Genomic DNA, 22,106 nt, shown 5'->3' with positions numbered 1-22,106 from the left:
CCGCCCCACCTTCTGGTCCCGGGACGCACGAGCCCGTCCTGTTTCCCAAGATTCTCTTGATTTTCAGTGAACTAGCGGCTTAGCATCACCAAACCCACAGATCCTCAGGAGAACACATGCGACTCCGCACCGCCCTCGCCGCAGGGGCAACATCCGTCCTTCTTCTCGGAGTCGGAGTCGGCACCGCCGCCGCCTCGCCCGGGCAGACTGTCACCGACCTCACCGCCCAGACACCCGAAGAGCTGGTCGCCTCCCTCGTCGGCGACGAGACCGCCGTCTCGAATGTCGCCTACACGGGCGCGCCGGAAGCCTCCGGCAGCTACTCGGGATTCACGGACCTCGGCGTCGAGAGCGGCGTCACCCTGACAACCGGCTCCGCCGGCGAAGACGGCGCCCTGCTCGGCCCGAACGAGTCCGGGTCGACCACGACATCGCACGGCCTTCCGGGCGATGCGGACCTCGACGGCATCGTCGAGGGCTCGACCCGCGATGCCGCTGTGCTCGAGTTCGACTTCGTCCCCACCGAGGACAACATCGCGTTCTCCTACGTCTTCGGCTCCGAGGAGTACCAGGAGTTCGTCGACACGGGCTTCAACGACGTCTTCGCCTTCTTCGTCAATGACACCAACTACGCGACCTTCGACGCGGATGGCACCACCACCGCCGTCGCGATCAACAACATCAACCACCTGCGCAACACGGAGCTCTACCGGGACAACCCCGCGGACTCCGGCGCCTTCGACACTGGCCTCGACGGGCTCACGACGGTGCTCGGCCTCTCCGCCCCTGTGCAGCAGGGCGAGACGAACCACATCAAGCTCGTCATCGCCGACCGCGGTGACAGCTCCTACGACTCGGCGGTCCTCATCCAGGCCGGCAGCTTCCGCTCGAACACCCCGCCGACGGCGGCCTCGCAGAACCTGACGACCGACATCGACACGCCGCTCGACATCACGCTCACGGGCGATGACGCCGAAGGCGACCCGCTGACCTACACCGTCGTCACGCAGCCGGAGAACGGAACGCTCAGCGGCGAAGGCGCTGACCTCACCTTCACCCCGGCTGACGGCTTCGAGGGAGAGACCAGCTTCACGTTCACGACCAACGACGGCTCGGTCGACAGCGAGGTGGCCACGGTCACCATCTCGGTGAGCCCCGTCGTCGTGACGCCGACGCCCACGGAGACGACGACGCCGACTCCGACCCCAACCGAGACGACCACGCCGACGCCCACCAGCACGGCCACGCCGACCGCAACCGTCGTCCCCCCTGTCCCGACGACCACCGCGCCGACCTGGACCCCGGCGCCGACCTCGACCCACACGACGCCGCCGGCCACTGGCGGAGGACTCGCGACGACCGGTGCTGAAGGCTTCGCCCCCGCGCTGGCGATCGGCGCCGGACTCCTGCTGGCCGCCGGTGCCGTGCTGCTCCTCACACGCCGCATGAGGAAGTCCGACTAACGGCAGCGCACGAACGCACGAGGGGCGCATCCATCAGTGGATGCGCCCCTCGTGCGTCCTGCCGGCCGCGGGGCGACGCGCGAAGCGAGCCCGGTCAACGACGGAGGGGCACATCCACCGAGATGGATGCGCCCCTCCGTCAGCTCCCGCCCCGCGAGAACGTGCCGGGCTACCCGCGGCCCAGGTACTTCTGGAGCTGCTCGAGCTCCGCCGCACTCGGCTGCCCGTCGCCAGCCGCGGGCCGTCCGAGACCCGCGCCGCCGAACGCGCCACCCGGGCGCTTGGGAGCCGAGGCCTCCTCGACGGCCTGCTGCGCGCGCTTGGCTGGATTGCCGCTTCGCTTGCCCTGCTGCTTCTTCTTGCCGCCCTTGGCCGCAGCCTTGCGACCGCCGTGCTGGCCCGGCATCGGCCCCATCCCGGGGATCTGCGGGGTACCGCCACGGGCGACGGTCTTCATCATCTTCGCCGCCTGCTCGAAGCGCTTCACGAGCTCGTTGACGTCGGTGACGGTCCGCCCGGAACCGCGGGCGATGCGCGAGCGACGCGAGCCGTTGAGCAGCTTCGGATTCTGCCGCTCAGCCTTGGTCATCGACTGGATGATCGCCTCGGTACGGACCAGCTCGCGCTCGTCGAAGTTCTCGAGCGCCTCCTTCATCTGGCCCATGCCCGGGAGCATGCCCATCATCTTCTTGAAGTTGCCGGCCTTGCGCAGCTGCTGCATCTGCTTGAGGAAGTCATCGAGGGTGAAGTTCTCGGTCGCGAGCTTGCCCGCGATCTCCATCGCCTCGTCCTCATCGAAGGCCTTCTGGGCCTGCTCGATGAGGCTGAGGATGTCACCCATGTCGAGGATGCGCTTCGCCATGCGGTCGGGGTGGAAGACCTCGAAGTCGTCGAGCCCCTCACCGGTCGACGCGTACATGATGGGGCGGCCGGTGAGCTGCGCCACCGAGAGGGCGGCGCCACCGCGGGCGTCTCCGTCGAGCTTCGAGAGCACGACACCGGTGAAGTCGACGCCCTCCTGGAAGGCATTGGCCGTGGCGACGGCGTCCTGGCCGATCATGGCGTCGATCACGAAGAGGACTTCGTCGGGGTTCGTGGCGCGGCGGATGTCCGCCGCCTGCTTCATGAGCTCCTGGTCGACGCCGAGGCGGCCGGCCGTGTCGATGATGACGACGTCGTGCAGCTTGTCCTTCGCGAAGCGCACCGCATCCGTCGCGACGCGCACCGGGTCGCCGACACCGTTGCCCGGCTCGGGCGCGTAGACCTGCACGCCCGCCTGCTGGCCGACGACCTGCAGCTGGGTGACGGCGTTCGGACGCTGGAGGTCGGCCGCGACGAGCAGCGGCGTGTGCTTCTCCCCGGCGAGCCGCTTCGCGAGCTTGCCGGCGAGCGTCGTCTTTCCGGCACCCTGGAGGCCGGCGAGCATGATGATCGTCGGCGGCTGCTTGGCGAACTCGATCTGGCGGGTGTCGCCGCCGAGGATGCGCACGAGCTCCTCGTTGACGATCTGCACGACCTGCTGAGCCGGGTTGAGGGCGCGGTTGACCTCGTCGCCGAGGGCCCGCTCGCGCACGTGCGCGGCGAAGTCCTTGACCACGGGAAGCGCGACGTCGGCTTCGAGGAGGGCGCGACGGATCTCGCGCACGGTGCCGTCGACGTCGGCGGGCGTGAGCTTGCCCTTGGAGCGGAGGCCGGCGAGCGTCTGCGTCAGCCGGTCAGAGAGGTTCCCGAAAATGGCCATAGTCCGCCCATTTTAGCCGAGGTGGCGGACTCCGGCGTGCGGGGTCGCGAAGGAGAGACGCAACTGCGAGTATCGGAGCATGACCAGTGCCGCTCCCCTGATTCTGCCGTTCGAGGGCAAGACGCCCCGCATCCACCAGAGCGCCTGGATCGCGCCGGGTGCCGTCATCGTCGGCGACGTCGAGATCGGCCCGGAATCGTCCGTCTGGTACGGGTGCGTGCTGCGAGCGGATGTGGGTGGCCGCATCGTCATCGGCGCCAGGTCCAACCTGCAGGACGGCACGGTGGTGCACGTCGAGCGTGAGGTCGACACGATCATCGGCGACGACGTCACCGCCGGCCACCAGGCGCTCCTGCACGGCACGACCATCGCGAACGGCACGCTCATCGGCATGAAGGCCGCGTGCCTCTCGAGGTCCATCATCGGCACGGGCTCGCTCGTCGCCGCGGGCGCCGTGGTGCTCGAGGGCGCGAGCATCCCCGACGGCGTCCTCGTCGCCGGGGTACCCGCCAAGGTCCGGCGCGAGCTGACAGCAGAGGAGAGCGCTGCGTTCATTCCGCACGCGGGCGGCTACGTCTCCCTCGCGAAGCGGCAGAGCCCCGCGGGCTCCGCCATCTCGATCGAGGACGCCACCGCCCGCCCATAGGCTTGGGGCATGGTCTTCCTCGCAAGCATCGCCCTGCTCGTCGGTGCCGTCTTCAACGTGCTCGTCTGGCCCTCCTTCTACCGTCGGGTCTCCAACGACCCGCGCGCTCGGGACGAGAACGGTCGCCCCACTCGCTTCCTCACCGTGCACGCCGTGCTCGTGCTCACGGCGCTCGTCATCGGCATCGCTCAGGCGCTGCTCGGCATCCTCCTGCTGACGAACTGAGCCGCGTCGCGGCCGCCCTCGCGCTGATGGCACGGGCAGGCGGCAGCCCGGCACGGAGCGTCAGCACAGACTGCTCGGCTTGACTGGTCGCATCCGTCGTCGAACGATTGGCCGCCACCATGACCAAGCGCACCGCTCCGCTCATCGCCCTCGCCGCCGTCGCAGCACTGTCCCTCGCCGGATGCGCGCCGACCGCACCCCAGACGGGGGCGACGGCCACGGCGTCGACGACGGCGAGCCCGTCGCCCGCTTCCACGAGCCAGGCTCCCGCCACGCCGGAGGACGGGGCCGAAGAGCCGGGCCCCGTCGCCCCGAGCGGCGACCCGCGAGTGGTCACGACTGGCCTCCAGGCCCCGTGGTCCGTCGCCGAGCTGGAGACGGGCGACTTCCTCGTGAGCGAGCGCGACTCCGGCCAGATCGTCGAGGTGTCCGCCGACGGCTCGAACACCAATCGCGTCGTGACGACCATCGATGACGTTGCCCCGGGCGGCGAGGGCGGCCTCCTCGGCCTCGCCCTCGCGGGGACGAGCGACGACGCCGAGCAGTGGCTGTACGCCTTCTACACGGCCGACGCCGACAACCGCATCGTGCGCTTCCCCGTGACCTGGGAGGGTGGCCTCGGCGTCGGGGCCCCCGAAGTGATCGTGGACGGCATCGCGAAGGCCGGCAACCACAACGGCGGGCGACTCGCGATCGGCCCGGACGGCTACCTCTACGCCTCGACCGGAGACGCATCCCAGCCCGATCTCGCCCAGGATCAGAACTCGCTCAACGGCAAGATCCTCCGCATGGAGCTCGACGGATCCCCCGTCGCGGACAACCCGTTCGGCAACCGCGTCTACTCGATGGGACACCGCAACCCGCAGGGCCTCGCGTTCGACGGAACCGGTGCGCTGTGGGCGAGCGAGTTCGGACAGAACACGTGGGATGAGCTCAACAGGATCGAGCCGGGCGGCAACTACGGCTGGCCGAACGTCGAAGGCCAGGGCGGTGACCCCGCGTTCCTCGACCCCATCCTGCAGTGGTCGACCGACGAAGCCAGCCCGAGCGGGCTCGCGTACGCTCGCGACACGCTCTTCATGGCCGGTCTCGGCGGGGAGCGCCTCTGGAAGATCAACATCTCGGAGGCTTCAGAAGCCAGCGACGAGGCGCTCTACGTCGACGAGTTCGGACGCCTCCGCGATGCCGTCGTGACCTCATCCGGCACCCTGCTCGTGCTGACGAACAACACCGACGGGCGCGGCTCGCCGAGGGAGGGCGACGACACCCTGCTCGAGTTCACGCTCAGCGCGACCTGACGCTTCCCCGGCCTGCGCATCCGCCCGCGTCCGGTCGATGTCAGGTCGCCGCGGCGACAACCTCCGGCGCCGGGTTCCGCACGCCGAGCCAGGAGCTGAGCGCGCCGGCGAAGAGGAGACCGGCGGTGACGAACATGAGGGGCTGGAAGCTGCCGACATCGATCGTGCCGCCGGCGATCACCCCGATCATGGCGATCGAGACCAGCCCGGCGACCCGCGAGATGGCGTTGTTGGTGGCCGAGCCGATGCCCGACTGCGTCGTCGGCACCGAGCCGAGGATCGCCGACGTGAGCGGAGCGACGGTCATCGAGAGGCCGAGCGAGAAGACGACGACGCCCGGCAGCACCTGGGTCCAGTAGTTCACCTCTGCCCCGAGCCCCGAGTACATCAGGGTGCCGACGCCTGCGAGGATCGGTCCCAGCGTCATGAAGAGGCGCGGCCCGAAGCGTCCGCTGAGCGAACCGAACCACGACGACAGCGCCACGTTGGCGATCGACGTGGGCAGCGTCGCGAGCGCGGCGAACGTGGCAGTGAACCCGGCCACCTGCTGCAGATAGATGGCCAGCACGAACCCGCCAAGCGAGAGCGCACCGTAGATGAAGACCGTCGCGATGTTGCCAGCCCAGAAGTTGCGGATGCGGAAGAGCCCAAGCGGCAACATCGGCTGCGGCGCGCGAGCCTGCCAGAACAGGAATCCCGCGAAGCTGAGCAGGCCGAGCACAAGCGGCAGGAAGACGACGGGGCTTCCCCACCCGTAGTTGCCCTGCTCGATGAGCGCGAACACGGGCCCGCCGAGGCCGAGGAAGCCGAGCACCGCGCCCAGCACGTCGATGCGCCCACCCGACTTGCTGTCGACGCTCTTGTCGAGTCGGGTGAGCATCCAGAGCGTGACGAGGATCGGGATGACGTTGATGCCGAACACGAGACGCCAGGTGACGTAGTCGGCTGCGAGGCCCCCGAGGAAGGGGCCGGCGAGGAACGCGGCGCCGGTCCAGGCTGTCCAGATGCCGATCGCCTTCGCCTGCGCGGCGTCGCGGAACGCGGAGATGATGAGCGCGAGGGAGCTCGGAACGAGCAGCGCGCCCGCCACCCCCTGCAATGCCCGCGCGACGATGACGAACTCCGGGGTCGGCGACAGCGCGATCGCGACACTCGTGATGCCGAACCCGATGAGCCCGAATCGCAGCACCGAGATGCGACCGAACACGTCAGACAGGGAGCCCGCGAGCAGGATGAGCGAGCCGAGCGTGATGAGGTACGCGTCCACGATCCACTGCTGGGTACCGAGTCCACCGCCGAGCTCCGCGACCATGGCGGGGAGCGCGACGTTCGTCACCGAGCCGTCGAGGAAGGCGACGAACGAGGCGAGGATCGCGATGACGAGGATCTGGCGTTGCTGGCGGGTCACGAGGCAGACAACCGCCGCGGGCGACGTTTCCTTCCGCCGCCCCGGGAATTGCCCGGTTCGTCTCGCGCCACGGGAAAACCGAGTGCCCTCTCCGGTCTCAGGAGATGCGCTGCCGCGTCTGACGAACGCTCAGCCACGTCCGTGCTCGCGGCGACGCCGGTCCGCCTCCAGCTGGGCTGCGTCAGCGGCCATCCGCCGGAGGATGTCCGGACGCAGGAGCACCAGTCGCAACAGCTCAGGCAGCGGCGCCCCGGCCAGCTGCGGGAGCAGCTTCCACCGCAGCGCGCTCGTGACCGCGTTCGCGACGACGGCAACGAGCACGAAGACCACGAAGAGCCACGGCCGCGACCCGAACGCCGTCCAGATCAGGAGCGCCGCGCCGAGCAGGCTCACGGTCGCGAAGGTGACCATGCGCCAGGACCGCCGCGGCACGGAGCCGAACGCCATGAGGACCCCGCCCGCACCCGCGAGCACCACCGCGAGCGCGTAGGACAGGAACACGAACAGCGCGTCAGCTTCCATCAGAGACCTCTTCCACGGATGCGAGGCACCCTACTCCCCCGCACTGGGCGACGGCGGGCCTCAGCCGACGAGCTTCTCCGCGAAGACGTGCGGCGTGAAGCCTGCCAGGTCGTTGATGCCCTCGCCCTGCCCGATGAGCTTGATCGGCAGACCTGTCCGCTCCTGCACCGCGAGCACGAAGCCACCCTTGGCGGAGCCGTCGAGCTTCGTCACCACGAGGCCGGTGACGCCGGCGTGCTGGATGAACGCCTCGGCCTGCGCGACACCGTTCTGGCCGGTCGTCGCATCGAGCACCAGCAGCACCTCGGAGACGGGCGCCAGCTTCTCGACGACCCTGCGGATCTTCGACAGCTCGTCCATGAGCCCGCTCTTCGTCTGCAGACGGCCAGCAGTGTCGATGACGACCATCTCGAGCCCCTCGCGCATCGCGATCTCGACCGCCTGATACGCGACCGATGCGGGGTCCTGCCCGTGCTGCTGCGGGCGAACGATGCCCGCGCCGGCGCGCTGCGCCCAGGTCGCCAGCTGCTCGACCGCCGCCGCGCGGAACGTGTCCGCCGCCGCGACGACCACGGTGCGTCCGTTGATGCGCAGGAAGTTCGCGAACTTGCCGATGGTGGTGGTCTTGCCGACGCCGTTCACCCCGACCACGAGCGTCACCGCCGGGCGCTCGCGCAGGTTCAGCGTCGTATCGAACTTCGAGAGCCGCTCCTCGATGAGCTCGCGCAGCATCCGCTTCAGGTCCTTCGGGTCCTCGGTGTGGAACCGGTCGACCTGCTCGCGCAGCTGCTCGACGATCTCGTCGGTGATGTCGGGTCCGAAGTCGGCCGTGATCAGCGCCTCCTCGAGGTCGTCCCACGTCGTCTCGTCGATCTTCTGCCTGCCGAACATGCCGCGCAGAGCGCCGGACAGTGACCAGGGAGTGCGTTCAGCCATGTGCCAAGCGTAGTCAGCGCTCTGACACCATGGGTGCTGACCCCTCAGCCAGCGGCGAAACTTCGCCAGCGAGGGTGGAAACCTCGAACGGAGCACTATGCGCATCGGCCTCATCCGCCACGGCGAAACCGAGTGGAACGCGACCGGCCTCCTCCAGGGCGCCACCGACATCCCCTTGAACTCGAGAGGCCTCGACCAGGCGGGAGATGCAGCCGGGCTCCTCGTGGGCCAGGGCTGGAGCAACCTCTACAGCTCCCCGCTCTCCCGCGCGAGAGTCACGGCCGAGATCATCGGCGAGGGAACGGGCCTCGGTGCCCCGATCCTGCTGCCCGGCATCATCGAGCGCAGCTTCGGGGTCCTCGAAGGTGAGAAGTACTGGATGCCCGACGGGACCCGCCGTCCACTCGACCACCCCACCGTCGAACCGCGAGCCGCGGTCGTCGAGCGGTCGCTGGCCGCCATCGGCGAGGTCGCGGCCGCCCACCCGGACGAGGACTCCCTCATCGTGTGCCACGGCAGCGTCATCCGCCTCGTCCTCACCGCGATCCTCAGCGCCCAGGCGCCGCACATCGGCAACCTCGGCCTCAGCATCCTGCGACCGGGCGCTGAAGGCGGCTTCGTCGTGACGCTGCTCAACGGGTACCCGCTCGTTCCAACGCCCTAGCAGGCATCCGGGAACGCAGGCACGCGAATCCCGGATTCGAGCGACGGATTCCTCGCCGCCCCTGGCGTCGCCCCGTCCACGGTGTACGATGAGCTTCGTTGAAGGGGAGTATTCCTCCTGCGACGCGCTCGTCATCACGGTGACTGTCATCAGCCACCCGGGCGCGTCGGTCGGTTTCTGCCGACGGAAGAGACCTTCGGCCGATTCGCCGAACACACCCCTCCGGAGGACCCGTGGACGTTCCCATTTGGATCTGGGCGGTGACCATTGCCGTGGTCATCGGCTTCTTTGTTTTCGACTTCTTCACCCACGTGAAGACGCCGCACGAGCCGAGCCTCAAAGAAGCCGGCTGGTGGTCGATCTTCTACATCGCGCTCGCCGTCGTCTTCATGGTGGCGCTCGGCTTCGTCTGGGACTGGCAGCACGCGGGCGAGTTCATCGCCGGCTACACCACCGAGAAGGCGCTGTCGGTCGACAACCTCTTCATCTTCCTCATCATCATGACGAGCTTCAAGGTGCCGAAGATCGCGCAGCAGAAGGCGCTGCTCATCGGCATCGCCATCGCCCTCGTCATGCGCTTCGCGTTCATCATCGCGGGTGCCGCGATCCTCGAGGCCTGGGTCTCCGTCTTCTACATCTTCGCCGCCTGGCTGCTCTACATGGCCGTCAAGCAGGCCATCGACTCCTTCAAGGACGAAGAGCCGGAGATGCCCAAGTGGGTCGGCCTCGTCCGCAAGATCATCCCCGCCAGCGAGCACTACGACGGCGACAAGTGGAAGATCCTGGAGAACGGCAAGAAGGTCTGGACGCCGCTCATCCTCGTCATCGTGGCCCTCGGCTTCACCGACCTGCTCTTCGCGCTCGACTCCATCCCCGCCATCTTCGGCATCACGCAGGAGCCGTACCTCGTCTTCATGGCGAACGCCTTCGCGCTCATGGGCCTCCGCCAGCTGTACTTCCTCATCGGCGGGCTCCTCGAGCGCCTCGTGTTCCTCGACCTGGGCCTCGCGTTCATCCTCGGCTTCATCGGCGTGAAGCTCATGTTCCACGCGCTCCACGAGAACGAGCTGCCCTTCATCAACGGTGGCGAGCCGCTCCTCTGGATCCCCGAGATCCCGATCTGGCTGTCGCTCACGTTCATCTTCGGCGTGCTCATCGTCGCGACGATCGCGAGCATCATCTACACCCGCGCCAAGGGCGACGACGCTCCCAGCACCGTCGGGTCCGCCGCCGGTGGCCCTGAGGCCGCAGTCGCCGGTGTCGAGGGCACGACGCCCGAGACCGCAGAGGACACGGACTCCGCTCCGGTCGCCAGCCACGAGCCCGACCGCCGCTAGGCACCACGCCAGCAGTACGACGAAACCGGATGTACGCGCCAGTCGCGAGCATCCGGTTTCGTCGTTCCTGCCCGGCGGACCAGGGCGGACTCGTGCGGCCTGGTGCGGTCTGGTGCGGTCTCCGGTGGCCTCCGGTGCCCGCTGCACACCTGGGGTTTGTGCATCCGCGTGCCGTGTTGTGGATGCGCGACTCCCAGGTCTGCGGATGGTGCCACCGCAGGCCTGTGGCCGCCGCACCCGGGTCTTGCCACAGGCATGCGCAAGCCCCAGGTCCGTTGGCCGTCTCGGAAGGGGCGTGCCGGGCGAGGGCGCCGGGTCTACAGGCGCGCGACCTCGGTGACCCGCACGACGGCCTCCCCCGCCTCGTGCGACTCGGCGAGGTCGACGTCGGCGCGGATGCGCCAGTCGTGGTCGCCAGCCGGGTCATCGATGATCTGCTCGACATGCCACACGCCGGTCCAGAGGCCGCCCGACTGGCGCCCCTCGGAGTCGTCGATCGTGAGGAGCTTCGGCGAACGAGCCGCCGCATCCACCCCCATCGAGTCGTGGTCGGCGAAGTAGTCGTCGAGGGCCTTGGACCAGTCCACGTCCGGGTCGAGCTCGGCGAGCGCCTCGTCGCGCTGGAGGGCAGCGAGCTGCACTCGACGGAACATCTCGTTGCGCACGAGCACCGTGAACGCGCGGCGGTTGCCGACGACGCTCGCCGGGGCCGGCGGCACGACGGGCTCGTCGCTCGCCGCCTGCTGCTCAGGGTCGACCAGCGACGCCCACTCGTCGATGAGGCTCGAGTCGACCTGGCGCACCAGCTCGCCGAGCCACTCGATGATGTCGAGCAGCTCCTCGGTCTTCGCCTCGTCCGGCACCGTCTGGCGGATGGCCTTGTACGCGTCGCTCAGGTAGCGGAGCACAAGCCCCTCGCTGCGCATCAGCTGGTAGAAGTTCACGTACTCGGCGAAGCTCATGGCGCGCTCGAACATGTCGCGCACCACTGACTTCGGCGAGAGCTCGAAGTCGCGCACCCACGGCTCGTGCTGCGCGAACAGCTCGAACGACTGCGCGAGGAGCCCCTCGAGCGGCTTGGGATGCGTGATCTCCTCGAGCCGCTCCATGCGCTCGTCGTACTCGATGCCGTCGGCCTTCATCTGCGCGACCGCCTCGCCACGCGCCTTGAACTGCTGCTGCGAGAGCACGGGGCGCGGGTCGTCGAGGGTCGACTCGATGATGCTGACGACGTCGAGCGCGTAGTGGCCGGAGCCGACGGCCCCCTCGCCGCTCGTTTTCTCCTCGGAACCGCGGTCGCCGGGAGCGGCCTCAGCGTCAGGGTCGAGCAGCTCGATGGCCGCGAGCGCAAACGGCGAGAGCGGCTGGTTGAGCGCGAAGTTCGCCTGCAGGTCGACGGTGAGGGTGATGCGCCCCTGCCTGCCGATCTCGACGATGCCTGCCGTCACGAGCGTGCGGAAGATGCCGATCGCGCGCAACGCCAGCTCCCGCTGACGGGCGGGCTTCTCGTGGTTGTCGTAGACGAGCTTCTTCGCGTTGCCGAAGACGTCTCCCCCACGCGCGATGACGTTGATGATCATCGACGCCGTGATGTGCATATGCGAGGTGAGTGGCTCTGGCTCTGCGGAGACGAGCTTCTCGAACGACTTCTCACCCCATGAGACGAAGCCCTGCGGCGCCTTCTTCTTGACGATGCGCTTGCGCTTCTTCTCGTCGTCGCCCGCTTTGCGGACCGCAGCGGCGTTCTCGATCTCGTGCGCTGGCGCCTCGACGACAACCGTCCCGGCCGTGTCGTAGCCGGCCCGGCCCGCGCGCCCCGCGATCTGGTGGAACTCGCGCGCCGACAGGTGTCGCATCCGCTGCCCGTCGAACTTGGCGAGCGCCGTGATGAGCACCGTGCGGATGGGCACGTTGATGCCGACACCAAGGGTGTCGGTGCCGCAGATGACCCGCAGGAGGCCCTTCTGCGCGAGCGTCTCGACGAGGCGGCGGTAGCGGGGCAGCATGCCCGCGTGGTGCACGCCGATGCCGGCCCGCACGTACCGGGACAGCACCTTGCCGAACGCCGTCGTGAAGCGGAACCCGCCGATGGCGTCGGCGATCGCATCCCGGCCTGCACGGTCGACGACCTTCAGGCTCGACAGCGCCTGCGCGCGCTCGATGGCCGCGGCCTGCGAGAAGTGCACGATGTAGATGGGCGTCTTGCGCTCTTCGACGAGCTTCTCGACGGTCTCGTGCGTGGGCGCCACGACGTACGAGAAGTCGAGCGGGACGGGACGCTCGACGCCGGTCACGAGGGAGACATCGCGCTGCGTGCGGCGCTCGAGGTCCTCGACGATCTCGGTGACGTCGCCGAGGGTCGCCGACATGAGCAGGAACTGCACGTCGGGCAGCATGAGCAGCGGCAGCTGCCACGCCCACCCGCGGTCTGGGTCGCCGTAGTAGTGGAACTCATCCATGACCACCTGGTCGACGTCGGCGTCAGACCCTTGGCGCAGAGCGAGGTTCGCGAGGATCTCGGCGGTGCAGCAGATGATGGGCGCGTCCGGGTTCACGGAGCTGTCGCCCGTGACCATGCCGACGTTCGCAGCCCCGAAGATCTCGACGAGGGCGAAGAACTTCTCGCTCACGAGCGCCTTGATGGGGGCCGTGTAGTAGCTGCGGCCGCCCTGCGCGAGGCAGGCCGCGTGGGCGGCGATCGCGACGAGCGACTTGCCGGTGCCCGTCGGCGTGGACAGGATGACGTGCGCCTCGGAGACGAGCTCCATGACGGCTTCCTCCTGCGCCGGGTACATGGTGATGCCGCGGCTCGTGGTCCACAGCTCGAACGCCTCGAACATGGAGTCGGCATCGTACGGGTCCGGGAGGAGTGTCACGAGCCCCAGCTTGGGCTCGGGCGTGGCGGGGGCTGGGGCGGAGGTGCCGTCGACGGAAGTCATTGGGTCCATCGTCCCACGCCCGGCGCGCCCGGGCGGCGAGAGGACCGACGCGCGCGGCTACGCGGCGGGCTGGTCCTCGTCGCGCTGGATGCGCTGACCGACGACCGCGGAGACGCCGTCCTGGCGCATCGAGACGCCGTAGAGCGCATCCGCGATCTCCATCGTGCGCTTCTGATGCGTGATGACGATGAGCTGACTGGAAGCGCGCAGCTCCTCGAAGACGGCGAGGAGTCGGCCGAGGTTGGCGTCGTCAAGGGCGGCCTCGACCTCGTCCATGATGTAGAACGGGCTCGGCCTGGCCTTGAAGATCGACACGAGGATGGCGACGGCCGCCAGCGAGCGCTCGCCACCCGAGAGCAGCGAGAGGCGCTCGATCTTCTTGCCGGCCGGTCGCACTGAGACCTCGATGCCCGTCGTGAGCATGTCGTCTGGCGCCGTGAGCGTGATGTCGCCGGAACCGCCGGGGAAGAGGATCGGGAAGACCGTGTGGAAGGCCTCCCGCGTGTCCTCGAAGGCCGCCTCGAAGACGGTGCGCATGCGCTCGTCGATGTCGCCGACGATGCGCAGCAGGTCGGCCTTCGTCGCCGCGAGGTCGTCGAGCTGGTCGGCGAGGAACGCGTGCCGCTGCTCGAGGGCCGCGAACTCCTCAAGGGCTAGCGGGTTGATGCGGCCGAGCGTCGACATCTTGCGCTCGGCGGCGGCGAGGCGCGCCTGCTGCTCGGCGCGCACGAAGGGCACGCCCACGAACTCCTCCTCCGCATCCTCCTCGAGGGTCGCGGCGAGGTCGTCGTCGAGGTGCTCCGGGAGCGCGGGACCGGGACCGGCTCCCGCTCCGGCGCCTGCCGAGATCGCGGCCGCGGGCGCGGCGCTCATCTCGGTTTCGTCACCCGCGCGCTCTGCGGCGTCAGTGTCGCTGGCGGCGTCGGTGTCACTGGCAGTGTCAGCGTCCGTGGCGCTGTCGGCGCCTGCGCCCGCGCGCGCAGCATCGTTGGCATCTGGGGCGACGCCGACCGCGGCCGCTGTGCCCACTGCGCCGGCGGCACCGGATGCATCCGTCGCGTCGCCCCGATCAGCGGGCTCCCCCGAGCCGTTCGCAGCAGCCGAGCCCGCCGCCTCGCCCTCAGCGGCGACCTCGTGCCGGGCTCGCTGCTCGGCGAGCGCGGAGGCGATGCGCTCGGCCTTCGCGCGCAGGGCGTCGTCGTCGGCTGGCACGAGCTGGTCTGGCCCGTACTCGGCGACGAGCACGGCCTCGGCGAGGCGCAGCTCGCTTGCGGCGCGCTCGAGCGTGGAACGCAGCCCGCTCTTCTTCTCGTAGATCTGCAGCTCGATGGAGTGCACGTCCTCGGTGATCTCGCTGAGGCGGGCGCGCAGCTGCTGCTCGGTCTGCCGCAGCTGACCGAGCTCCTCGTGCTGGGCGGCCCGCTCTCGCTCAGCTTCGGCGAGCTGCTGCTGGGCTTCGGCGAGCGACTCCTGCACGGCGGCGGCGAGGCGCGGGATGGCGACGAGCACGCGCTCGGTCTGGGCGAGCTCCGCGCGGCGCACGACGGTCTCGCGGGCGGCCTTGTCTGCGGCCTGGCGGTCGGCTTCGAGCTGGCGTTCGAGGGACTCTGCGCGGAGTCGTTCGCTGCGCGAGCGCTCGCGCAGCGTCTCGAGCTGCAGGCGCGCCTCGACCTCGGCCTCGCGCGCGCGCTCGACTCCGGCGTTCGCGTCGACGCGCGCCGAGGAGTCGAGCTCGGGCCGTGGCAGGGCCTCGTGTTCCGCGAGCGCCGCCTTGGCCGCGCTTGCCGCCTGCTCGGCCGCCTCGACGCCGCCGGAGGCGAGATCGAAGGCCTTCGCGGCGCGCGCGAGCTCGGCGGTGCCCGCATCCACTCGCGCGCTGGCCCGGTTGAGCTGCTCGCGTTCGGCCGCGAGCGCGCCGTCGAAGGCACGGAGCGCGTCGAGCGTGCGCTTCGCCTCGGTCTTCGCGGCCTGCGATGCGGCGCGATGCTCAGCGAGCGCAAGCGCTGCCTGGTCGAGCTCGTCGGCGACTACGGCGAGGCGGGCGGATGCGCGGTCGCGGGCCGCAAGCAGCTCGAGTCGACTGGTGCCCTCCTCCGCGAAGCCGCCGCGCAAGGAGGTGCTCGTGACGACCTCCCCGGCGCGGGTGACGATGGTCAGCGTGGCGTCCACTGGTGCGTCTCCGGAGGACGCCTGCGCTGCCACCGCGGCCCGTGCCTCGTCGAGCGTCTCGCTGACGTGGACGCGGGCGAGCAGCGCGGCGATCGCGGGCGGCGCCTGCACGAGCTCGACCGCGGGGCGCAGGCCTTCCGGAGGCGTGCTGCCGTTGGCACCGGTCGACGCCGCGGCGGCGCCGCCCAACTCGGCGACCACCTCGACGAGGCCGAGCTTCTCCCCCGTGGCGTGCTCGAGCACCCGGAAGGCGGCGTCGGCGTCGCTCGCGAGCACCGCATCCGCCGTCGAGCCGAGGGCTGCGGCGATGGCGGCCTCGTAGCCCTCGTCGATGCGGAGGTGCTCGGCGACGGGGCCTTCGACGCCGTCGAGGCGGGCGGCGAGGAGGGCCGCTGTGCCGTCCTTGGCGGCCGTCGCGAGAGTGAGCGCCTGCACGCGGGCCTGGAGGGCGTCGCGTTCGCGCTCGAGTTCGTGGGCTCTGGTGCGTCCGGCGTCGAGCTGCTGTTCCGCCTCGCGCTGCGCGGCCTCGGCTCGCTTGTAGGCGGCGTCGAGCTCGCTCGAGTCGGAGGCGCTCTGCGCGGCGCTCGCGTCGAGCTGCTCCTTCGCTTTCCTGGCCTGCGCGAGGCGGTCGTTCGCCGCGTCGCGCGCGTTGCGCTGCCTGAGCACCTCGCCGCGCACCGACGCGAGCTTCGAGGCGGCGGTGTCGGCGGCGCCGCGCAGCTCGCTGCGGGTGAGGTCGTAGGCGGTGATTCGCGTCGCCTGGGCTTGGATCTCGACATCGATGCGGTCGAGCGCGGCACGCGCATCCTGGGTCGCGACTTTCGTCGCCTCCCAGAGCGTCTCGGCCTCGGCGGCCCGCTCGACGAGCACCTCCGCCTCGCGGCGGGCGACGTCGACGGCTTCGAGGGTCACGGTCGGCACGAACGCGGGCGACTCGAGGCGCGACACGAGCAGCCCCTTGCGCTGCGAGGCGAGCGCGTTGAGGTTCTGGATGCGCTCGCGCACGCTCTCCAGGTCGAAGACGACCCGGCGCGCGCCGTCGGCCGCGTCTCCCCGGTTCTCGGCGGCGAGCAGCTCGGCCCGGTTCAGGGCTGCGGTCAGCTTCTCCTGCAGGACGACCCGCTCCTCGGAGCGCTCCTGCTCGATGCCGGTCGCGAGGCGAAGGGCAGCGCGCAGCTGCACGACGTCGTCGGCGAGCAGGCGCGCCTTCGCGTCGCGCGCGATGGCCTGGATGCCCTGCGCGCGCCTGGCGATGTCGGCCTGGCGGGAGAGCGGCTTGAGCTGACGGCGCACCTCGTTGGTGAGGTCGCGGAGGCGCGTGAGGTTGGCCTCCATCGCCTCGAGCTTGCGCACCGTCTTCTCCTTGCGGCGGCGGTGCTTGAGGATCCCGGCGGCCTCCTCGATGAAGCCTCTGCGCTCCTCCGGGGTCGCGCGCAGCACGGCGTCCAGGCGCCCCTGGCCGACGATGACGTGCATCTCCTTGCCGAGCCCGGTGTCGCTGAGCAGCTCCTGCACGTCGAGGAGGCGCACGCCGTCGCCGTTGATCGCGTACTCGGACCCGCCGTTGCGGAACAGCGTGCGGCGGATCGTCACCTCGCTGTACTCGATCGGGAGCATCCCGTCGGCGTTGTCGATCGTGAGCGTCACCTCGGCGCGGCCGAGCGGCCCGCGCGTCGCGGTGCCGGCGAAGATGACGTCCTCCATCTTGCCGCCGCGGAGGCTCTTCGCTCCCTGCTCGCCCATGACCCAGGCGAGCGCGTCCACGACGTTCGACTTGCCGGAGCCGTTCGGGCCGACGACGCAGGTCACGCCAGGTTCGAGCGCGAGGGTCGTCGGTTGCGCAAATGACTTGAAGCCCTTCATCGTGAGGCTCTTCAGATGCATGCGCGCTCGCTGGCCTCTCGCTGGTGGTCGGACGTCGTTCGTGGGTCGGACCGGGCTGGTTGCTCGGACTGGGGTCGCGGCGCCCCGATCGGCGCGCTGGCGGGGCTGACGGGGCCCTGGCCTGACAGCTACGGTACCGGAGTGGACTACTTCATTCGGGAGCTCACGCCTCCAGAGCCGGCGTCGGCCCGAGACGGGGAGGCCTGGCGCCTGCTGGAGCGCTTCCGCGACATCGTCAACTCCGGATACGCCGCCACCTACGGCGAGGGTCGTCTGCTCGAGACGAGCCGGCGCATCCTCGCCGACTGGACCATGCCGGGCCCCGTCACGAGCCGCCTGTTCCTCGCCTTCCCGAGCGGCGACGGGCGGGACGCGGGCGAGCATCCGGTCGCCGCGGCGAAGCTCATGGTCTCGCCCCGCGACTCCCCCACGCACGCGTACCCGCACGTCGTCGTGGATGCGCCTGCCAGGCGGCGAGGCATCGGCACCTTCGTCGCGGCCCGCCTCGAGGAGCTCGCACGGGCGGACGGCCGCACGTCCCTGCAGGCCTGGGTCGAGCATCCGACCCCGGGAGGCGAGCGGGTGGCCGCGCCGACCGGGCACGGCAGCGTCTCGGCGGCGGACCCCGCCGCTCGCTTCCTGTGGAAGACCGGCTGGGAGCTCGGCCAGATCGAGCGCATCAGCGAGCTACGCCTCCCGGTGTCGGCCGAAAGCCTGCTCGCGCACATGGAGGCCGCGGCGGCGCGCGCCGGCACCGACTACCGCGTGCTCACCTGGGAGGGCGAGAGCAGCCCCGCGCACCTCGACGACCTCGCGAGACTCAACGGCGACATGTCGGTCGACGCCCCGGCCGGTGAGCTCGAAGTGGACGAAGAGCACTGGGACGCCGAGCGAGTCGCCCAGCTGGAACGCCGCGCGCTCGCATCCGGGGCGACGTTCCTGAACGCGGCCGTGCTGCACGTCCCGAGCGGCCGCCTCGTGGCCCAGTCGATGCTGCAGCTCGACCTCGACGACACCACGCGCCCGGCGCAGCAGGACAACACGCTCGTCACGTCGACGCACCGCGGCAGGCGGCTCGGGATGCTCGTCAAAGCGGCCAACCTCGTGCAGCTCGCCGAGCGCTACCCGGAGTGCACGGGCGTCTTCACCTGGAACGCCGAGGAGAACGCACACATGCTGCGCGTCAACGAGGCGCTCGGCTTGGTTCCGCTCGCGCCGGAGGGTGGGTGGCAGAAGCGGCTGTCGTGAGCAGGCCGGCCAGCTTGCGTGATGAAACGCGCAGGACAGGCCGCGCGCACCCCCGCTCATTCCGTTCGTCCCGCAAGTTGGCCACCCCTGGCGTTTGCGGTTCCAGCAAACAGGGTTGCGGATGCGCGGACGGGTGCGCATGCTGAGCGCATGACCTCGCACCACCACCACGCCTCCGCTGCCTCGAGCACGGACTCCGCCGCGACAGCTGGCCAACCGCAGGCCCCCACCGAGTTCTGGGAGGGCCTGTACTCGGCGAAGCCCGCGGTCTGGTCTGGCCGCGTCAACGCGAACCTCGCCAGCGTGGCCGGTGCGCTCACGCCCGGCCGTGCCCTGGACCTCGGATGCGGCGAGGGCGGCGACGCGATCTGGCTCGCTCAGCACGGCTGGAGGGTCACTGGCATCGACATCTCGACGGTCGCCATCGATCGGGCACGCGCGGCAGCCCTGACAGCGGGCATCGATGAATCGCTGATCGACTTCGTGGCCGGCGACCTCGAGACGTGGCGTCCGACAGAACCGCTCCACCTCGTCACGGCGAGCTTCCTCCAGTCGCCCGTGCACCTCCCTCGAACGCAGATCATCCGCGAGGCCGCCCTCACGCTCGCGCCCGGCGGCCACCTCCTCACGGTCGCGCACGCCGGCCCTCCGTCCTGGGTAGAGACCTCCGAGCATCCCGCGCACCTGTTCGTGCATCCCGAGCGTGAGATCGCCGACCTGGCACTGCCCGCCGACGGGTGGGAGACGGTGATCACCGAGCTCCGCACCCGCGAGGTCACCTCCCCAGACGGGGAACCCGGCACCCTCGAGGACAGCGTGGTGCTGCTGCGCCGCCGCGCCTGACCCACCACTGCCACCCTCCCGGCCTGCTTGACTGAGACCTCGACGACAAAGGAGTGAACAGTGAACGGTGCTCGACCCTCCCGCGTCGCCGGGGCGGGACTGCTGGCCATCGCCGTGTTGACCGGATGCGCCTCGTCACCTCCCGAGGATGAGGCGCACTACGCAGACCTGGCGCGCGCGGCCGACGAGAGGGACGTGCTGCCTTCCGCCGTCGAGACCACCCAGGACGGCGTCGAAGTAGATGTCGAGACGGTCAGGCTCGCCGCGGAGAACGACGGGACACTCGTGTTCCTCGCGCGCGGCACGCAGGGCGGTGAGGACTCCGTCTGCCTCGTGCTGACCGGACCTGGCGACGAGGACTGGGGGCTCACCTGCAGCATCGTCGGCGGGAGCTTCGGGGATGACCGCTCCACCTACTTCGTCGTGCCGGACGATGCGGGGCCGGAGCGCCTCCCCCAGGACATCTCCCTCACCCGGCTGAGCGAGAACGTCTACGTGAGCCCCGCGGCCGCGCCGGAGGAAGTGCAGTGAAGCCGGACGGCGGCGCGTACGCTATCGGTTTTGGCCGCGAATCCGGAGGACGCACATGAGCGATGTTGTGATGTACACGGACGGCGCCTGCAAGGGCAACCCAGGGCCGGGCGGTTGGGGGGTCTGGCTGAAGTCGGGCGACCACGAGCGGGAGCTGTTCGGCGGCGAGCTCAACACGACCAACAACCGCATGGAGCTCAAGGCCGTCATCGAGGGCCTCAGCGCACTCAAGAAGCCCTGCAACGTCGCGCTCTACCTGGACAGCCAGTACGTCCGCAAGGGCATCACCGAGTGGATCAAGGGGTGGAAGGCGAAGGGGTGGAAGACCGCTTCGAAGCAGCCCGTCAAGAACGCGGAGCTCTGGAAGGAGCTCGACGCGCTCGTCGAGGACAGCGGCCACACCATCGAGTGGCGCTGGGTGAAGGGCCACTCAGGCGATGTCGGCAACGAGCGCGCCGACATGCTCGCGAACAAAGGCGTCGACCAGGCACTCGGCCGCGGCTAGGCCGCTTCCGTAGACTCGAAGCATGGCTGAGACGGCAAGCAGCATCGACGAGTATCTCGAGGCACTGAGCCCGGAGTATCGGGCCGAGCTCGAGCGCATCCGCTCGATCGTGAAGCGCATGGTGCCGGAGGCCGAGGAGAAGATCAGCTACCGGATGCCGACGCTTGCCTACAAGGGCAGGGCGCTGGTCTACTTCACGGCGTCGAAGAAGCACCTGAGCTTCTACCCGTCCGAGTGGGCGATCGAGGAGTTCGCAGACCGCCTCACCGACTACACGACGACGAAGCACGCCATCCAGTTCACGGTCGCGAAGCCCCTTCCGGATGCGCTCATCGAGGAGCTCGTGACGTACCAGGCACGGCAGATCGACGCCGGCCGGCAGCAGTAGCTCGCGACTCGACGCGAACTACTCGTCGCCGATCGCCCTGACGATGCTCGCGAGCCCGAAGCGCCACGCCTCGTCGACGTCCCCGCCGAGGTTGAAGCCGCTGTTGAGCTCCATGCTCACGAAGCCGGCAGCCCATGCCGTGAGCGTCCGGGCCGCCTCGAGCGCACGTTCTTCACCGGCCAGTTCGCCCGCGAGCCGCAGGATGCTCTGGCTGGCGGACGCTCCGAACTCGGGCCGTGCCGTCGGCGTCCCCGCGCCCGGCGTCAGGATCAGCTGGAAGGCGGCTGGCCGCTCGTGGCCGAAGACCCGGAACTCGCCCGCGAGCTGCTCGAGACTGCCCGCCTGATCAAGTCGCTCCCCGAGTTCGCTGAGGGTCGCTTCCGCCACCAACTGGATGAGCTCCTCGCGGTTCGCCACGCGCTTGTAGAGGGACGGAGCTCGCACGCCGACACGGGCGGCGACCGCCTGCATGCTGAGACCTGCGAGCCCCTCGCTCTCGAGGAGGTCGCGGGCAGCGAGCACGATGGCGCCGAGGGAGGTCCTGTCCGGGGTAGGCATGCATCCACTATAGCTATTGACAGTAGCCATGATGGCTACATAGGTTAGCCATCATGAGACTCGACACTTCGCTCCACCGCATCGGCAACGACATCGTGGCCGCCTACCTCGTCGTGACGCCGGAGGGCGTGACCGTCATCGACGCGGGCCTGGCCGGCCACTGGCGCGAGCTCGTGACAGAGCTCGCGACGCTGGGGCTCACGGTCGCCGACATCAGGGGGGTGATCCTCACGCACGGCGACTCCGACCACGTGGGCTTCGCGGAACACCTCCGACGCGACCACGGTGTGCCGGTCTTCATCCACGCTGGGGACGCGGAGCGGGCGAAGGGCGGTCCGAAGCCAGCCACCGCGAAGCAGCAGATGAAGCTCGGCGCACTCCTCGGGTTCGCCGCCTACACGCTGCGCAAGGGTGGCGCACGAACCGAGTGGCTGACAGAGGTCGTCGAGGTCCAGGGCGGCGAGACCCTCGACCTCCCTGGCTCGCCTCAGATCATCGGCATGCCCGGCCACTCCGCGGGCAGCATCGCCGTCTACGTGCCGGTCGCGGATGCGGTCTTCGTGGGCGACGGACTCACCACCCGCCACGTCCTGACCGGAGCGGAAGGCCCGCAGCCAGCCCCGTTCACTGACGAGCCCGCCCAGGCGATCGCATCCCTGCAGGCCATCGTCGACACCACAGCGAAGTGGGTGCTGCCCGGCCACGGGGCCCCGTGGAGCGAGGGAGTGGAGGCGGCGGTGGCGGCGGTCGAGTCGGCGGCCACTGGGCCCCGCTGACCGCGATGCTCGCCCACGCGACCCA

19 protein-coding genes are annotated in these 22,106 nt (G+C 69.8%); 12 read left to right on the top strand and 7 right to left on the bottom strand.

Annotated features, from left to right (window positions below):
- Positions 1-116: 116 nt before the first annotated feature.
- Positions 117-1,463, top strand: a complete 1,347-nt coding sequence (locus tag ABVF28_RS08140) for a choice-of-anchor L domain-containing protein (protein WP_371030132.1) — start codon at positions 117-119, stop codon at positions 1,461-1,463.
- A 169-nt stretch (positions 1,464-1,632) separates the two neighbouring features.
- On the opposite strand, the gene ffh is transcribed toward ABVF28_RS08140, so the two are convergent.
- Positions 1,633-3,204, bottom strand: coding sequence for a signal recognition particle protein (ffh, locus tag ABVF28_RS08135; protein ID WP_271985366.1), 1,572 nt, complete (start codon positions 3,202-3,204; stop codon positions 1,633-1,635).
- A gap of 79 nt (positions 3,205-3,283) precedes the next feature.
- Here ffh and ABVF28_RS08130 point away from each other — a divergent pair, with 79 nt between their 5' ends.
- The 3 genes from ABVF28_RS08130 to ABVF28_RS08120 all read left to right on the top strand — a co-directional run bounded on the left by ABVF28_RS08130 (position 3,284) and on the right by ABVF28_RS08120 (position 5,373).
- On the top strand, positions 3,284-3,850 hold the full coding sequence (locus tag ABVF28_RS08130) for a gamma carbonic anhydrase family protein (RefSeq protein ID WP_371030131.1): 567 nt from the start codon (positions 3,284-3,286) through the stop codon (positions 3,848-3,850).
- Between the two features lie 9 nt (positions 3,851-3,859).
- The gene (locus tag ABVF28_RS08125; RefSeq protein ID WP_104311286.1) at positions 3,860-4,075 is read left to right on the top strand and encodes an SCO4848 family membrane protein; all 216 of its coding nucleotides are present in this window, start codon (positions 3,860-3,862) and stop codon (positions 4,073-4,075) included.
- Between the two features lie 119 nt (positions 4,076-4,194).
- Positions 4,195-5,373, top strand: coding sequence for a sorbosone dehydrogenase family protein (locus ABVF28_RS08120; RefSeq protein WP_371030130.1), 1,179 nt, complete (start codon positions 4,195-4,197; stop codon positions 5,371-5,373).
- A gap of 40 nt (positions 5,374-5,413) precedes the next feature.
- On the opposite strand, the gene ABVF28_RS08115 is transcribed toward ABVF28_RS08120, so the two are convergent.
- The 3 genes from ABVF28_RS08115 to ftsY all read right to left on the bottom strand — a co-directional run bounded on the left by ABVF28_RS08115 (position 5,414) and on the right by ftsY (position 8,239).
- Positions 5,414-6,781, bottom strand: a complete 1,368-nt coding sequence (locus ABVF28_RS08115) for an MFS transporter (protein ID WP_371030129.1) — start codon at positions 6,779-6,781, stop codon at positions 5,414-5,416.
- Between the two features lie 129 nt (positions 6,782-6,910).
- Positions 6,911-7,303 (bottom strand): hypothetical protein, encoded by a 393-nt coding sequence (locus tag ABVF28_RS08110; RefSeq protein WP_371030128.1) that lies wholly within the window; start codon positions 7,301-7,303, stop codon positions 6,911-6,913.
- A 60-nt stretch (positions 7,304-7,363) separates the two neighbouring features.
- Positions 7,364-8,239 carry a signal recognition particle-docking protein FtsY gene (ftsY, locus tag ABVF28_RS08105; RefSeq protein WP_179557397.1) on the bottom strand — a complete coding sequence of 292 codons (876 nt, stop codon included), beginning with the start codon at positions 8,237-8,239 and terminating at the stop codon, positions 7,364-7,366.
- Positions 8,240-8,336: 97 nt separating this feature from the next.
- Between ftsY and ABVF28_RS08100 the strand changes: the two genes are divergently transcribed.
- A complete protein-coding gene (locus ABVF28_RS08100) occupies positions 8,337-8,903 on the top strand; it encodes a histidine phosphatase family protein (protein ID WP_211891698.1) in 567 nt (188 codons plus the stop codon).
- 233 nt (positions 8,904-9,136) lie between these two features.
- Positions 9,137-10,240, top strand: a complete 1,104-nt coding sequence (locus ABVF28_RS08095) for a TerC family protein (protein ID WP_371030127.1) — start codon at positions 9,137-9,139, stop codon at positions 10,238-10,240.
- A 317-nt stretch (positions 10,241-10,557) separates the two neighbouring features.
- On the opposite strand, the gene ABVF28_RS08090 is transcribed toward ABVF28_RS08095, so the two are convergent.
- Together ABVF28_RS08090 and ABVF28_RS08085 are read right to left on the bottom strand one after the other, a co-directional pair.
- Complete coding sequence (locus tag ABVF28_RS08090; RefSeq protein WP_371030126.1) at positions 10,558-13,179, bottom strand: DEAD/DEAH box helicase; 2,622 nt, start codon at positions 13,177-13,179, stop codon at positions 10,558-10,560.
- A gap of 57 nt (positions 13,180-13,236) precedes the next feature.
- Positions 13,237-17,232 (bottom strand): AAA family ATPase, encoded by a 3,996-nt coding sequence (locus ABVF28_RS08085; protein ID WP_371030125.1) that lies wholly within the window; start codon positions 17,230-17,232, stop codon positions 13,237-13,239.
- A gap of 141 nt (positions 17,233-17,373) precedes the next feature.
- Between ABVF28_RS08085 and ABVF28_RS08080 the strand changes: the two genes are divergently transcribed.
- The 5 genes from ABVF28_RS08080 (at position 17,374) to ABVF28_RS08060 (ending at position 20,747) form a co-directional block, all read left to right on the top strand.
- The gene (locus ABVF28_RS08080) at positions 17,374-18,480 is read left to right on the top strand and encodes a GNAT family N-acetyltransferase (RefSeq protein WP_371030124.1); all 1,107 of its coding nucleotides are present in this window, start codon (positions 17,374-17,376) and stop codon (positions 18,478-18,480) included.
- Positions 18,481-18,630: 150 nt separating this feature from the next.
- On the top strand, positions 18,631-19,323 hold the full coding sequence (locus tag ABVF28_RS08075; protein WP_371030123.1) for a class I SAM-dependent methyltransferase: 693 nt from the start codon (positions 18,631-18,633) through the stop codon (positions 19,321-19,323).
- Positions 19,324-19,383: 60 nt separating this feature from the next.
- The gene (locus tag ABVF28_RS08070; protein WP_371030122.1) at positions 19,384-19,854 is read left to right on the top strand and encodes a hypothetical protein; all 471 of its coding nucleotides are present in this window, start codon (positions 19,384-19,386) and stop codon (positions 19,852-19,854) included.
- Between the two features lie 55 nt (positions 19,855-19,909).
- Positions 19,910-20,359 (top strand): ribonuclease HI, encoded by a 450-nt coding sequence (gene rnhA, locus ABVF28_RS08065; protein ID WP_104284999.1) that lies wholly within the window; start codon positions 19,910-19,912, stop codon positions 20,357-20,359.
- 22 nt (positions 20,360-20,381) lie between these two features.
- The gene (locus tag ABVF28_RS08060) at positions 20,382-20,747 is read left to right on the top strand and encodes an iron chaperone (RefSeq protein ID WP_371030121.1); all 366 of its coding nucleotides are present in this window, start codon (positions 20,382-20,384) and stop codon (positions 20,745-20,747) included.
- An 18-nt stretch (positions 20,748-20,765) separates the two neighbouring features.
- Here ABVF28_RS08060 and ABVF28_RS08055 read toward each other — a convergent pair whose 3' ends face one another.
- Positions 20,766-21,305, bottom strand: a complete 540-nt coding sequence (locus ABVF28_RS08055; RefSeq protein ID WP_371030120.1) for a TetR/AcrR family transcriptional regulator — start codon at positions 21,303-21,305, stop codon at positions 20,766-20,768.
- A 53-nt stretch (positions 21,306-21,358) separates the two neighbouring features.
- Here ABVF28_RS08055 and ABVF28_RS08050 point away from each other — a divergent pair, with 53 nt between their 5' ends.
- Positions 21,359-22,081, top strand: a complete 723-nt coding sequence (locus ABVF28_RS08050; protein WP_371030119.1) for an MBL fold metallo-hydrolase — start codon at positions 21,359-21,361, stop codon at positions 22,079-22,081.
- The last annotated feature ends 25 nt before the right edge of the window (positions 22,082-22,106 follow it).

It is taken from the genome of Pseudoclavibacter sp. JSM 162008, from assembly GCF_041366455.1.
In the GTDB taxonomy this organism is placed as follows: Bacteria; Actinomycetota; Actinomycetes; order Actinomycetales; family Microbacteriaceae; genus Pseudoclavibacter.
Note: the sequence above shows the minus strand (reverse complement) of the source record. Positions and strands in the feature narration are given on the sequence as shown.

Excerpts from the sequence above, each read along its gene's own strand:
- ABVF28_RS08140 (WP_371030132.1), top strand. The coding sequence starts at position 117 with ATGCGACTCCGCACCGCCCTCGCCGCAGGGGCAACATCCGTCCTTCTT.
- ffh (WP_271985366.1), bottom strand. The coding sequence starts at position 3,204 with ATGGCCATTTTCGGGAACCTCTCTGACCGGCTGACGCAGACGCTCGCC.
- ABVF28_RS08130 (WP_371030131.1), top strand. The coding sequence starts at position 3,284 with ATGACCAGTGCCGCTCCCCTGATTCTGCCGTTCGAGGGCAAGACGCCC.
- ABVF28_RS08125 (WP_104311286.1), top strand. The coding sequence starts at position 3,860 with ATGGTCTTCCTCGCAAGCATCGCCCTGCTCGTCGGTGCCGTCTTCAAC.
- ABVF28_RS08120 (WP_371030130.1), top strand. The coding sequence starts at position 4,195 with ATGACCAAGCGCACCGCTCCGCTCATCGCCCTCGCCGCCGTCGCAGCA.
- ABVF28_RS08110 (WP_371030128.1), bottom strand. The coding sequence starts at position 7,303 with ATGGAAGCTGACGCGCTGTTCGTGTTCCTGTCCTACGCGCTCGCGGTG.
- ftsY (WP_179557397.1), bottom strand. The coding sequence starts at position 8,239 with ATGGCTGAACGCACTCCCTGGTCACTGTCCGGCGCTCTGCGCGGCATG.
- ABVF28_RS08100 (WP_211891698.1), top strand. The coding sequence starts at position 8,337 with ATGCGCATCGGCCTCATCCGCCACGGCGAAACCGAGTGGAACGCGACC.
- ABVF28_RS08090 (WP_371030126.1), bottom strand. The coding sequence starts at position 13,179 with ATGACTTCCGTCGACGGCACCTCCGCCCCAGCCCCCGCCACGCCCGAG.
- ABVF28_RS08085 (WP_371030125.1), bottom strand. The coding sequence starts at position 17,232 with ATGCATCTGAAGAGCCTCACGATGAAGGGCTTCAAGTCATTTGCGCAA.
- ABVF28_RS08075 (WP_371030123.1), top strand. The coding sequence starts at position 18,631 with ATGACCTCGCACCACCACCACGCCTCCGCTGCCTCGAGCACGGACTCC.
- rnhA (WP_104284999.1), top strand. The coding sequence starts at position 19,910 with ATGAGCGATGTTGTGATGTACACGGACGGCGCCTGCAAGGGCAACCCA.
- ABVF28_RS08060 (WP_371030121.1), top strand. The coding sequence starts at position 20,382 with ATGGCTGAGACGGCAAGCAGCATCGACGAGTATCTCGAGGCACTGAGC.
- ABVF28_RS08055 (WP_371030120.1), bottom strand. The coding sequence starts at position 21,305 with ATGCCTACCCCGGACAGGACCTCCCTCGGCGCCATCGTGCTCGCTGCC.
- ABVF28_RS08050 (WP_371030119.1), top strand. The coding sequence starts at position 21,359 with ATGAGACTCGACACTTCGCTCCACCGCATCGGCAACGACATCGTGGCC.